11 protein-coding genes are annotated in these 12035 nt (G+C 50.2%); 7 read left to right on the top strand and 4 right to left on the bottom strand.

The window, feature by feature from the left end:
- From murC to lpxC, 5 genes are all read left to right on the top strand, one after another.
- Positions 1 to 1464 carry a UDP-N-acetylmuramate--L-alanine ligase gene (gene murC, locus QL223_RS16780; protein WP_281545368.1) on the top strand — a complete coding sequence of 488 codons (1464 nt, stop codon included), beginning with the start codon at positions 1 to 3 and terminating at the stop codon, positions 1462 to 1464.
- 207 nt (positions 1465 to 1671) lie between these two features.
- Complete coding sequence (locus tag QL223_RS16775) at positions 1672 to 2448, top strand: cell division protein FtsQ/DivIB (RefSeq protein WP_281545367.1); 777 nt, start codon at positions 1672 to 1674, stop codon at positions 2446 to 2448.
- An 11-nt stretch (positions 2449 to 2459) separates the two neighbouring features.
- Positions 2460 to 3716 (top strand): cell division protein FtsA, encoded by a 1257-nt coding sequence (gene ftsA, locus QL223_RS16770; RefSeq protein ID WP_002537378.1) that lies wholly within the window; start codon positions 2460 to 2462, stop codon positions 3714 to 3716.
- 33 nt (positions 3717 to 3749) lie between these two features.
- Positions 3750 to 4931, top strand: a complete 1182-nt coding sequence (gene ftsZ / locus QL223_RS16765; protein WP_002537380.1) for a cell division protein FtsZ — start codon at positions 3750 to 3752, stop codon at positions 4929 to 4931.
- Positions 4932 to 5051: 120 nt separating this feature from the next.
- Entirely contained in the window at positions 5052 to 5969 is a 918-nt protein-coding gene (gene lpxC, locus QL223_RS16760) for a UDP-3-O-acyl-N-acetylglucosamine deacetylase (protein ID WP_039849731.1), read from the top strand.
- Between the two features lie 63 nt (positions 5970 to 6032).
- Here the strand turns inward: lpxC and QL223_RS16755 are convergent, their stop codons facing one another.
- Complete coding sequence (locus QL223_RS16755; RefSeq protein ID WP_281545366.1) at positions 6033 to 6497, bottom strand: DciA family protein; 465 nt, start codon at positions 6495 to 6497, stop codon at positions 6033 to 6035.
- Positions 6498 to 6926: 429 nt separating this feature from the next.
- Between QL223_RS16755 and secA the strand changes: the two genes are divergently transcribed.
- Together secA and mutT are read left to right on the top strand one after the other, a co-directional pair.
- A complete protein-coding gene (gene secA, locus QL223_RS16750) occupies positions 6927 to 9653 on the top strand; it encodes a preprotein translocase subunit SecA (protein WP_281545365.1) in 2727 nt (908 codons plus the stop codon).
- 329 nt (positions 9654 to 9982) lie between these two features.
- The gene (mutT, locus tag QL223_RS16745; RefSeq protein WP_281545364.1) at positions 9983 to 10387 is read left to right on the top strand and encodes an 8-oxo-dGTP diphosphatase MutT; all 405 of its coding nucleotides are present in this window, start codon (positions 9983 to 9985) and stop codon (positions 10385 to 10387) included.
- Positions 10388 to 10468: 81 nt separating this feature from the next.
- Here mutT and yacG read toward each other — a convergent pair whose 3' ends face one another.
- The 3 genes from yacG to coaE are packed head-to-tail and all read right to left on the bottom strand — an operon-like array spanning position 10469 to position 12033.
- A complete protein-coding gene (yacG, locus tag QL223_RS16740) occupies positions 10469 to 10666 on the bottom strand; it encodes a DNA gyrase inhibitor YacG (protein ID WP_002537389.1) in 198 nt (65 codons plus the stop codon).
- Positions 10667 to 10680: 14 nt separating this feature from the next.
- On the bottom strand, positions 10681 to 11421 hold the full coding sequence (gene zapD / locus QL223_RS16735; protein WP_281545363.1) for a cell division protein ZapD: 741 nt from the start codon (positions 11419 to 11421) through the stop codon (positions 10681 to 10683).
- 12 nt (positions 11422 to 11433) lie between these two features.
- Positions 11434 to 12033, bottom strand: coding sequence for a dephospho-CoA kinase (coaE, locus tag QL223_RS16730; protein WP_281545362.1), 600 nt, complete (start codon positions 12031 to 12033; stop codon positions 11434 to 11436).
- Positions 12034 to 12035: the final 2 nt, after the last annotated feature.

Below are 12035 nucleotides of genomic sequence, written 5' to 3'. Positions count from 1 at the left end.
ATGGGCAAATTTGATAGTCATCAATTAGAAAAAATTCGAACCATGGTGCCGGAAATGCGCCGTGTGAAGCGCATTCACTTTGTGGGTATTGGCGGTGCCGGTATGTGCGGTATTGCGGAAGTGCTGATCAACGAAGGTTATGAAATTACGGGCTCTGACCTTTCTGAGAATGCAGTGACTCAGCGTTTGGAGAGTAAAGGCGCTAAAGTTTTCTTCGGTCACGCCGAGACCAATGTCGATGGCGCTAGCGTCGTAGTGGTTTCTACGGCTATCCGTCAGGACAACCCAGAGCTGGTTGCCGCGAAGGCTGCACGTATCCCAGTGGTTCGCCGTGCAGAGATGTTGGCCGAGTTGATGCGTTACCGCCATGGTATTGCCGTTGCAGGTACGCACGGTAAAACCACCACTACAGCTTTGACCACGCTGATTTATCAGGAAGCAGGTCTGGATCCGACGTTTGTGAACGGTGGTCTGGTAAAAAGTGCTGGTACCAATGCGCGTTTGGGCTGTAGCCGCTACCTGATTGCAGAAGCCGATGAAAGTGATGCTTCTTTCCTGCACTTGCAGCCGATGGTGGCGATTGTCACCAACATCGAAGCGGATCATATGGATACCTATGGTGGCAACTTCGACAACCTGAAGCAGACTTTTATCGATTTTCTGCACAAGTTGCCTTTCTACGGTCAGGCAGTGATGTGTGTTGACGATCCTGTGGTGCGTGAGTTGATCCCAAGCATTGGACGTCAGGTGATCACTTATGGTTTCTCGGAAGATGCTGACGTGCGCCTGAAAGATTACCGTCAGGAAGGTCAGAAAGGTATTTTCACCATTTTGCGTGCTGGCAAACCGGAGATTCACATCGAACTGAATATTCCAGGCCGACACAATGCATTGAATGCGGCAGCTGCGGTTGCAGTGGCAACGGAGGATGGTGTGGAAGATGACGCTATTTTGCGTGCACTGGCGAGCTTTGAAGGCACTGGCCGTCGCTTTGACCAACTGGGTTTGTTCCCGGTGGAAGACGGCCATGCGCTGCTGGTGGATGATTACGGTCACCACCCCAGCGAAGTGGATGTCACCATTCAAGCTGCGCGTGCGGGTTGGGAAGATAACCGCCTGGTCATGGTGTTCCAGCCACACCGTTACAGCCGCACCCGAGATTTGTATGACGATTTCGCCAATGTGCTTGAACAGGTTGACGTATTGCTGATGCTGGATGTGTATTCTGCTGGTGAAGCGCCAATTGCGGGTGCAGATGGCCGAAGTCTTTGTCGCACTATTCGTGGCCGAGGAAAAATCGATCCGATCTTTGTACCGGATGTGGATGCTTTACCTGCAGCGTTAGCCGCAGTGATTCAACCGGGCGACCTGGTGCTGACACAAGGTGCAGGTGATATTGGTAAAGTGGCTAGAAAACTGGCCGAATTAAAGCTGGATAAAAAGGCGTTGAGCGAGCAGGGATAAACCTGAATACATGCGGAATGACTGAGCTTGGGCAGAGTGATGTCTAACTTTTAACCTGTTTTTGGTTGTTTTGCATGTATTTGATCTCAGCTTCATCACTTCAACGCCAAGAAGGGTTGGTGACCTGTCAAACTGACCGTTATAATCGGTCGGCTTTGCTAAGGCAAAGCCGCAGGTTGCCTGATGATAGAGAGGCAATAGCCTGATATGACAAATGTGACCGTAGAGGACATACCGGCTCAGCCTTCAATGTTGAAAGAACATTGGGGGGGGCTGGTGTTTTTAGTATTTGTCATTCTGGCTATCCTCTGGTCATTGCTCCGTGTCATCACCTGGATGGGGGACGAAGAGCAATTGCCGTTGTCCCAGATTATTGTACAAGGTGAGCTGGAACACTTAACACCATTGGAAGTGCGCAATGCGGTGCTACAACTCGGTGGTTTGAACAGCTTTATGATTCAGGATGTGGATGATATCCACAGTGCAATTTCTGCACTGCCTTGGGTCGCGAATGTCGCCGTCCGAAAGCAATGGCCGGATACGATCAAAGTCAATGTGACTGAATACCAGCCTCAGGCAGTCTGGAATGGATCGTTTCTTTTGGATGTTGGCGGGGACGTGTTTGGCGCGGATCCTGCTGAGGTAAAAAATTTGGGCTTAGTTTCATTACATGGCCCAGATGGTAGCGAAAAAGAAGTGCTGGAAGCGTGGCGCGAAATGCGTGGCATTCTGGCTCCAACAAAATTAGAAATTGCTGCCTTGGCGCTCAATGAGCGCCGCTCGTGGCGAATTGTCACCCGGGATGGGGTGCGCATTGAATTAGGACGTGAGTCCCGCAACGAGCGATTAAAACGCTTTGTCGCACTGCTTGATGATTTCAAGTCGACCGACAGAGCGATTCAATATGTGGACTTGCGCTATGACACTGGTGCTGCGGTAGGCTGGAAAGCTCCGGAAGTAGAAGCCAGTGACGAGAATACCTGAGAGTAGGTGGAATGAAACAAACAACTGACAGACCGCTGATTGTTGGATTGGATATCGGAACCTCCAAGGTTTCTGTTCTGGTCAGTGAGATTTTGCCTGACGGTGCGATCAATGTGCTGGGTGTGGGCTCTACACCTTCACAAGGCATGGATAAAGGCGGTGTCAACGATCTTGAGTCTGTTGTTAAATCAGTGGAGCGCGCGGTTAACGACGCAGAGCTGATGTCTGACTGCAAGATTCGTTCAGTCTATCTGTCGCTATCAGGAAAGCATATTCATTGCCAGACCGAACGTGGTATGGGAACGATTTCCGATGAGGAAGTCACACAGGATGACGTCGACATGGTAATTCACACGGCGAAGTCGGTGAAGATCAGCGACGAGCAGCGCGTGCTGCACGTTATCCCGCAGGAATACAAAATCGACTATCAGGAAGGGATTAAGAATCCTGTTGGTCTTTCCGGTGTGCGTATGGAAGCCAGCGTGCACCTTATCACTTGTCACAACGATACTGCGCGAAATATCGAAAAAGCGGTGGAACGTTGTGGCCTGAAAGTGGACCAATTAATTTTCTCTGGTCTGGCGGCAAGCCATGCAGTCATCACTGCCGACGAGAGAGAGTTGGGGGTATGCGTCGTCGATATTGGCGGCGGAACCATGGACATTGCCGTATGGACTGGCGGCGCTTTGCGTCATGCAGCCGTGATTCCTTACGCTGGAAATGTCATCACCAGCGACATTGCTTATGCCTTCGGTACACCTCTTAGTGACGCTGAGAAAATCAAAGTGAAGCATGGGTGTGCGTTAAGCGAGTTGGTGAACAAAGATGCCAAGGTCAATGTGCCAAGCGTTGGAGGTCGTCCTTCACGGAGCCTGCAGCGTCAAACACTGGCCGAAGTCATTGAACCGCGTTGCAGCGAATTGCTGGGGTTGGTGCAGCAAGAGTTGGAACGTGTTCAGGAACGTCTACGCGGACAAGGTGTAAAACACCAACTGGCCGCAGGTATCGTCCTTACGGGTGGTGCTGCGCAAATGCATGGGCTGGTGGAATGCGCTGAGCGCGTCTTCCAGAACCAGGTACGCGTGGGGCTTCCTGATGGTGTGACAGGGCTGACTGACTATGTCAACGCAACCTATCACGCCACTGCAGTTGGGTTACTGCATTACGGCAAAGAAAACCTATTGAACGAATCGAGCGAGCCGGAGCCTAAAAGAACTGTATCAGGCATGTTCAGTAAACTTAGTGGCTGGCTTAAGAAAGAATTTTAAACCTGATGCGAACAGGAAAGACGGAGAGAACACATGTTTGAACCGATGATGGAAATGTCCAACGATGCAGTAATTAAAGTCGTTGGTGTTGGCGGCGGCGGTGGTAATGCAGTCGAGCACATGGTGCGTGAGTCAATTGAAGGGGTGGAGTTCATCACTGTCAATACTGATGCACAGGCTCTGCGCAAGACAGCGGTAAGCACCGTTATCCAAATTGGTGGCGATATCACAAAAGGTCTGGGTGCGGGTGCAAACCCACAGGTAGGCCGTGAATCTGCAATGGAAGATCGCGAAGCGATTAAAGCTGAGCTCGAAGGTGCCGATATGGTATTTATCGCAGCAGGCATGGGCGGTGGTACCGGTACCGGTGCGGCTCCTGTGATTGCTGAGGTAGCGAAAGAGCTGGGCATTCTGACCGTAGCGGTAGTGACCAAGCCATTCAGCTTCGAAGGTAAGAAGCGTATGGCGTTTGCAGAACAGGGTATCGAAGAGCTTTCCAAGCACGTCGATTCTCTGATCACTATCCCTAACGAGAAGTTGCTGAAAGTTCTGGGTCGCGGCATCACCTTGCTGGATGCGTTTGCGAAAGCAAATGATGTATTGCGTAACGCAGTACAGGGCATCGCAGAGCTGATCACTCGTCCTGGCCTTATCAACGTCGACTTTGCGGACGTCCGCACTGTGATGTCTGAAATGGGCCATGCCATGATGGGTAGCGGCGTTGCAACCGGTGAAGACCGTGCAGAAGAAGCCGCTGAAATGGCAATTTCAAGCCCACTGCTGGAAGATATTGATCTGGCAGGCGCACGTGGTGTTCTGGTGAACATTACGGCAGGTTTTGATATGCGACTGGATGAATTTGAAACTGTGGGCAACACTGTTAAAGCGTTCGCCTCAGATAACGCCACTGTGGTTATCGGTTCGTCCATGGATCCAGAAATGAGTGACGAACTTCGTGTGACTGTGGTCGCTACAGGTATTGGTAACGAGCGTAAGCCGGACATCACTTTGGTGCCAGGCACACAGCAAAAACCAGCACCGGTAGAAAATAAGGCACAACCTTTGCAAGAAACACCAAAGGCGGCAACGCCTGTGCAAGGTGGACGTCCTGCAGAACCGTCTGTTCAACCACAGACTTCTAACGTTGCACCGAAGCCGAAACAGGAACAAGACTACCTAGATATCCCTGCGTTTTTACGTAAACAAGCGGATTAACAATAGGCAGTGCTTGGTTTGTATACAGCAGCATGGTATCATGCTGCCCGTTTTGCCCTAGTGTGACACTGTAATGAGTGATTTGGGGCGCAAAAACAAGTATTCAGTTGGGAATGGCAGATGATTAGACAAAGAACATTAAAAACTATTGTTCAGACGACCGGAGTTGGTTTGCACTCTGGCCGTAAGGTCACCTTGATCCTGCGCCCGGCTGCAGCGAACACAGGCGTGATTTATCGCCGTACTGACCTGAACCCACCGGTAGATTTTCCGGCGGATCCAGCGTCTGTGCGCGACACCATGCTGTGTACTGCACTGGTTAATGATGATGGCGTACGTATCTCAACCGTTGAGCACCTTAATGCTGCTCTGGCTGGTATGGGCATCGATAACGTGATTATCGAAGTAGACGCACCAGAGATTCCAATCATGGACGGCAGCGCAAGCCCGTTCATTTATCTGCTGCAATCTGCGGGTATTGAAACACTTAATGCACCAAAACGTTTTGTACGCATTAAGAAACCTGTTCGCATCGAAGACGGCGACAAGTGGGCAGAGCTGCTGCCGTATGACGGCTTCCGCCTCGACTTCGCCATCGATTTCAATCACCCGGCAATTGAAGCAGAGCAACAAAATCTGGTGTTGGACTTCTCTTCTCAGTCTTTCATCAAAGACATCAGCCGCGCACGTACCTTTGGTTTCATGCGTGATATCGAGTACCTACAGTCACGTAACCTGTGCCTGGGTGGTAGCTTTGATTGTGCCATCGTCCTTGATGATTACCGCATCCTGAACGAAGAAGGCCTGCGTTTTGACAATGAGTTGGTGAAACACAAAGTATTGGATGCCATTGGTGACCTTTACATGTGCGGCCACAACATCATTGGTGAAATGCGTGCTTATAAGTCAGGCCATGCACTGAATAACCAGTTGCTGCGTGCAGTACTGGCTGATCAGGAAGCATGGGAATGGGCGACATTTGAAGATGAGCAGACGCTCCCAGTGACATTCGCACAACCAGGTATGGTTCTGGCATAAGCCAAAGAACAACAAAAAAACCGAAGCCAAGGCTTCGGTTTTTTTATGGCTGCGGGAAGGTGATTATTCTTCTCGGTTCGACATCGCTGCGATAGCTTCAAGCCGCTTTTTGACCTTATCTGGCGCGCTTTCCGCAATAGCCTTGAGATATTCTGCGGCCATTGGACTCACTTTACGCCACTTTTTCTCCGCTTCTTTAGTCTCTTCCTGTCTGACAAGGTCAACAGCCAGCGCAGGGTTTACCTTAATCTCAATCGTCATTAGAGACGGGAGCGTATCTCTTCGAAGTGCGGACATCAGTGTATGTCTGTCATAGTTGAGCCTAGTAGCCCATGCAGAAGAGCCGCATTCCAGAATCAAAATACCATCACGGTAATTCGCTACGCGGCATTGTTTTGCCGATTGGGCTGGAAGCAAAGCCTGAACCTGCTCATTAAGCTGGGAAAGCGCCATGGCTCGTTGACGCACCTGTCCGGTCAATGAGTTTTCCAGCAGCTCCTGGGCGGCTTGTGGTCGATGGTCTCGCATTGATGTCTGTTATCCCAAATTGGCTTAGTTAAAGAGTATCAATTCCCGGCTGTTCTCTCCATGTCATCCCTGCATAAACCTTGATATGGCGTAATAACTTTGCACCATAACTGAACATAAACTGCACTAAAAAGGTTCTAGTCAATGAACGGGTTCTAATTTTTGTCAACGAAAGTCGATGAACCCGCATTACAGGTGGGATGAGCGATAGATATGCCTTATTATAATCAGCCTTGAAGTACCTTAGCGTGATTAACTGATTCTCAGGCCTTGAAATCTGACTCCAAAGGCACCAGATCAACGCTATAACGCATCGTTAATTCTTCCGAAAGAATTTTGGCAGAGGGATATGCTGATTGTTCTCTGCCGCACTGGATCCAGGCTTTGGCCAATATGCTAAAGCGACAAAATGAGAGAAACGGCAAAGCCATGTTATCGAAACTAATTACCAAAGTAATCGGAAGCCGCAATGACCGCACACTGCGTCGCCTTCGCAAAGTTGTAAATGAAATCAACAACCTTGAACCGCAATTTGAAGCGCTCAGCGATGAAGAGCTGAAAGCCAAAACTGCTGAATATCGCCAACGTATCGAGCAAGGTGAATCACTGGACGCTATTCTGCCGGAAGCCTTTGCTACCGTGCGTGAAGCGTCTAAGCGTGTTTACGGCATGCGTCACTTCGACGTTCAGATGATTGGCGGCATGGTACTGAACAATGGCCAAATCGCAGAGATGCGTACCGGTGAAGGTAAAACCCTTACGGCTACCCTGCCAGCTTATCTGCACGCCCTGACGGGCAAAGGCGTTCACATCGTCACAGTGAATGACTATCTGGCGAAGCGTGATGCCGAAACCAACCGTCCGCTGTTTGAATTCCTGGATATGACAGTTGGCGTGAACGTGCCGAACATGCATCCGCAAGAGAAAAAGCAAGCCTACCTTGCAGACATTCTTTACGGAACGAACAACGAGTTTGGTTTCGATTACCTTCGCGACAACATGGCATTCCGTGCAGAAGACCGCGTTCAGCGCTCCCGCTACTTTGCAGTAGTGGATGAAGTTGACTCCATCCTTATCGATGAAGCGCGTACTCCTCTTATTATTTCTGGCCCTGCAGAAGACAGCTCTGATATGTACACCCGTATCAACGCGCTGATCCCACAGCTGGTTCGCCAGGACAAAGAAGACAGCGAAGAGTACCGTGGTGACGGCCATTTCACTGTCGACGAAAAGGGCAAGCAAGCTCACCTGACAGAAACCGGTCAGGAGTTTGTTGAAGAGCTGCTGAAGAAAAATGGCCTGATGGAAGAGCACGACACCCTGTACTCTCCAGCCAATATCACTTTGCTTCACCACATCAATGCAGCATTGCGTGCACACGTACTGTTTGAAAAAGACGTTGATTACATCGTGAAAGACGATGAAGTCATCATCGTTGACGAACACACAGGCCGTACTATGCCTGGCCGTCGTTGGTCTGAAGGTCTACACCAGGCTGTTGAAGCCAAAGAAGGCGTGAAGATCCAGAATGAAAACCAGACGCTGGCATCGATCACTTTCCAGAACTTCTTCCGTCTCTACGATCGTCTGTCAGGTATGACAGGTACCGCAGATACCGAAGCGTTCGAATTCCAGTCAATTTATGGTCTGGATACCGTGGTTATTCCAACCAACAAACCAATGGTCCGTGATGATATGGCGGATCAGGTTTACATGACTGAACGCGAGAAATTCAACGCGATCATCGAAGATATCAAAGAACGCAGCGAGAAAGGCCAGCCTTCACTGGTGGGTACGGTGTCGATTGAAAAATCAGAGCTGCTTTCGAATGCACTGAAGAAAGCGGGTGTTAAACACTCAGTACTGAACGCAAAATTCCACGCATCAGAAGCAGACATTGTTGCTGAAGCGGGTGCGCCGGGTGCGGTGACCATCGCGACCAACATGGCGGGTCGTGGTACCGATATCGTGTTGGGTGGTAGCTGGCAGACTGAAGTTGCTAAGTTGGAAAACCCATCAGAGCAACAAATTGACGATATCAAAGCGAAATGGCGTGAGCGTCATGACGCAGTGAAAGCGGCGGGTGGTCTCCACATCATTGGTACCGAGCGTCATGAATCTCGCCGTATCGATAACCAGCTACGTGGCCGTTCTGGTCGTCAGGGTGACCCAGGCTCAAGCCGTTTCTACCTGTCGATGGAAGATTCACTGATGCGTATCTTTGCTTCTGAGCGTGTGTCGAACATGATGAAGAAGCTGGGTATGGAAGAAGGCGAAGCGATTGAGCACCCATGGGTGAACAAGGCGATTGAAAACGCCCAGCGTAAAGTGGAAGGCCGTAACTTCGATATTCGTAAGCAGCTGCTGGAATTCGATGACGTCGCCAACGACCAGCGTAAGGTGGTTTACGAGCTACGTGATGAGCTGATGGAAAATACCGACATCAGCGAAATGATTGAGCAAAACCGTGAAGACATCGTCAATGCGGTGATTGATCAGTACATCCCGCCACAATCTCTGGAAGAGATGTGGGATATCGCAGGACTTGAAGGTCGCTTGAAAGCTGACTTCGACGTTGAGCTTCCTTTGCAGCAGTGGTTGGACAACGACGACAAGTTGTATGAAGAGCAACTGCGTGAGCAGATCCTGAACAACATCGTTGATGTATACCAATCGAAAGAAGCGGCTGTGGGGGCTGAAACCCTACGCAACTTCGAAAAAGCGGTCATGCTGCAAACGCTGGATACGCTTTGGAAAGAGCACTTGGCGGCAATGGACCACCTGCGTCAGGGTATCCACCTGCGTGGTTATGCACAGAAGAACCCGAAACAGGAATACAAGCGCGAATCGTTTGAACTGTTTGAAGGCCTGCTGGAATCACTGAAATCAGACGTGATCATGACACTGAGTAAAGTGCGCGTTCAGCAGCCAGAAGAAGTGGATCGCATGGAAGAGCAGCGCCGCGCGCAGGCAGAAGCCGCAGCGCGCCGCCAGCAAATGAACCATGCCGAAGCGGAAAACCCATTGGCTGACGGCGAATCACAAAGCGCTTCGTCTGAAACTGTGGTTCGTGATGGCCGTAAAGTAGGTCGTAACGAGCCTTGCCCTTGTGGTTCCGGTAAGAAGTTCAAGCAGTGTCACGGTAAGATTGATTAAACCCTAGGGGCTGTTGACCCTTGGTGATGATTTTTGCAGCAGTTTGTGGGGGATTTTATGCAAGGCAGAGGCTTCGATGTGTAGCTGGCCTACATGAGAAGCCGATAACGCCGCAGAAATTCCCCACAAACGCTGCCCGAAGGGTTCTGCTCTAAGCGTTTTATGCTTTGTTGAGGTGTATTTGCTTAGAATGACTAGGCGGCACACACCTCGCCGCGCCTAAAACGCTTATAGCGAGAACAAAATTTAACCACCAAAGGTCAACAGCCCCTAAGCACGCAAAAGAAAAGGCCGCTTAGCGGCCTTTTTTATGGAAGTGAGATAATTAAATGGAAAAGAAACGACTTCATATCGCTGCAGGGATCATTTTGAACCCTGAAGCCAATGCGATTTTCATCACCCAGCGTCCAGCCAAGGCTCACAAAGGCGGCTTTTGGGAATTTGCCGGTGGTAAAGTCGAAGACGGCGAATCTGCTCTGGAAGCGGTTAAGCGAGAGCTTGAAGAAGAAGTGGGGATTACCGCTAAGACTATTGAGCCATTTATTTCACTGGCGCATGACTACCCTGATAAAGCGTTGGCTTTCGATTTCTTTCTTGTCAGAGAATTTGAAGGTAAACCGTTTGGTAAAGAAGGGCAGCCAGGAGAGTGGGTGGCTATCAGCCAGCTAGCAAACTATACCTTCCCCGAAGCGAACGATCCGGTGCTTGATAAAATCCGCGAGATTCTGGGTTAATTGTTTCAGTATGGAAAATGGGCTCCTAGGACCTAGGACCTAGGACCTAGGACCTAGGACCCTAGAAACCTGATATCTTTCTCAGTTATCTTCCGACCAGCCGTCACTGTCAGACATATCCGGTGCACCGGCAATACGCTTTTCTTCATCGGCCCATTCGCCAAGATCAATCAGTTGGCATTTCTTGCTACAAAACGGACGAAATGGGCTGACATCGCCCCAAACCACAGGAATGCCACATTGTGGGCAATTGACGATGGTTGGCTTTTCTTGACTCACAAAAACCTCTTTAATTAACAAACTGCCAGAGATAAGGCCATCATGTCTGGGACAGGCTGACTCTCATCAAATGGCATAAAACGGATGGCAAAACGCGACTTGTGACCGGATACCAACGGGAAGGCATTGTATTCATTCGAGAGTTGAATGCGTAGCAAGCTTGCTCCTTCCACATCCTGCTGATAAAACCCATTCACCACCGTACATGGCTGAAGGCCAGCACTGCCGCGGGTCAGACGCAACCAGAAGCTTAGCGCGTCATCCAGCGGAGCCAGAGTCTGCTTCCATTGCTCCGCATTAGATTGCTTGTGTGCCAGCGGCAGATTCAGCCAGTGGTGCAGAGAAGGCAAATCAAAACTGCAGGTACCACCAGGAATGGAAAAGCGTTGGCGGATAGATGACAGAAACTTATCTTCACGAAGCTTCTGGCCAAGGCGTGAACCCTGCAGCAATGCTTGCTGGATCTGGCGGCTTTCAAGCAATAGCGCTTTTAGTTGTTCAGTATCGACATTTGGCACATCGAGCCAGGTTTCGAGCTTGGCACGTTGTTTTTCTAAATCCTTGGCAAGGTCGCCCTTCACCTGTACCTGTTCCAAAATCTCAACCAAGTCGAACAGGCTGCGGAAAAAGACGCGCCACTGACCATCTTCAGTCAGCGTTGAGGATTGGTTGATTTGATCGAGAAGATACTCAAGACGCAGGTATACACGAACCTGCTCGGTAAGGGGATGCTCGTAAAGGGTGTCACTGCTCATCTTGCTTCCCGTTTATTGCGCCACCAGAGCGAGATACTGGTGGTGCAGTGTTTCAATCTGTTCTGACAGCGGTTTGCTGTCATTTTCATTAAAGATGATATCGTCAGCGGCTTCGAGTCTCTGTTGACGAGTAGCCTGCGCGGCGAGAATATTTTTGACCTGCTCTTCTGGCACTTGGTCCCGTTGGGTTGTCCGGGTCACCTGCGTGGCTTCGCTGACATCGACAACCAGCACACGCTGGCAAAGCGATTGAAGACCGTTTTCCACCAGAAGGGGAATGACCAGCAGGCAATATGGTGACTTGGCCTGAGCGGTTTGGGTAATCATCTCTTGTCTGATCTTGGGATGCAACAGGCCGTTAAGCCATTCCTTGTCTTCTGGATGAGAGAAAACATGCTCGCGCAGTGCACCTCGGTTCAGCGTGCCGTCGTCATTGAGCATGGAAGCGCCAAACTTCTCTGAAATGGCTTTCAAGCCTTCAGAGCCCGGTTCAACCACTTGTCTGGCAATCACATCGGCATCAATCACTTCAATGCCTTTTTCCGCGAACAGGTTGGCAACCGTGGTTTTTCCACTACCAATGCCGCCTGTAACGCCTACCACGTATGCCATGA

The organism is Grimontia sp. SpTr1 (genome assembly GCF_947387585.1).
GTDB lineage: Bacteria > Pseudomonadota > Gammaproteobacteria > Enterobacterales > Vibrionaceae > Enterovibrio > Enterovibrio indicus.
This window is presented reverse-complemented; position numbering and strand designations above follow the sequence as displayed.

Coding starts and splice junctions, on each gene's coding strand:
- zapD (WP_281545363.1), bottom strand. CDS start 11,421: ATGAGCAGTGACACCCTTTACGAGCATCCCCTTACCGAGCAGGTTCGT.
- lpxC (WP_039849731.1), top strand. CDS start 5,052: ATGATTAGACAAAGAACATTAAAAACTATTGTTCAGACGACCGGAGTT.
- murC (WP_281545368.1), top strand. CDS start 1: ATGGGCAAATTTGATAGTCATCAATTAGAAAAAATTCGAACCATGGTG.
- ftsA (WP_002537378.1), top strand. CDS start 2,460: ATGAAACAAACAACTGACAGACCGCTGATTGTTGGATTGGATATCGGA.
- coaE (WP_281545362.1), bottom strand. CDS start 12,033: ATGGCATACGTGGTAGGCGTTACAGGCGGCATTGGTAGTGGAAAAACC.
- QL223_RS16755 (WP_281545366.1), bottom strand. CDS start 6,497: ATGCGAGACCATCGACCACAAGCCGCCCAGGAGCTGCTGGAAAACTCA.
- ftsZ (WP_002537380.1), top strand. CDS start 3,750: ATGTTTGAACCGATGATGGAAATGTCCAACGATGCAGTAATTAAAGTC.
- QL223_RS16775 (WP_281545367.1), top strand. CDS start 1,672: ATGACAAATGTGACCGTAGAGGACATACCGGCTCAGCCTTCAATGTTG.
- mutT (WP_281545364.1), top strand. CDS start 9,983: ATGGAAAAGAAACGACTTCATATCGCTGCAGGGATCATTTTGAACCCT.
- secA (WP_281545365.1), top strand. CDS start 6,927: ATGTTATCGAAACTAATTACCAAAGTAATCGGAAGCCGCAATGACCGC.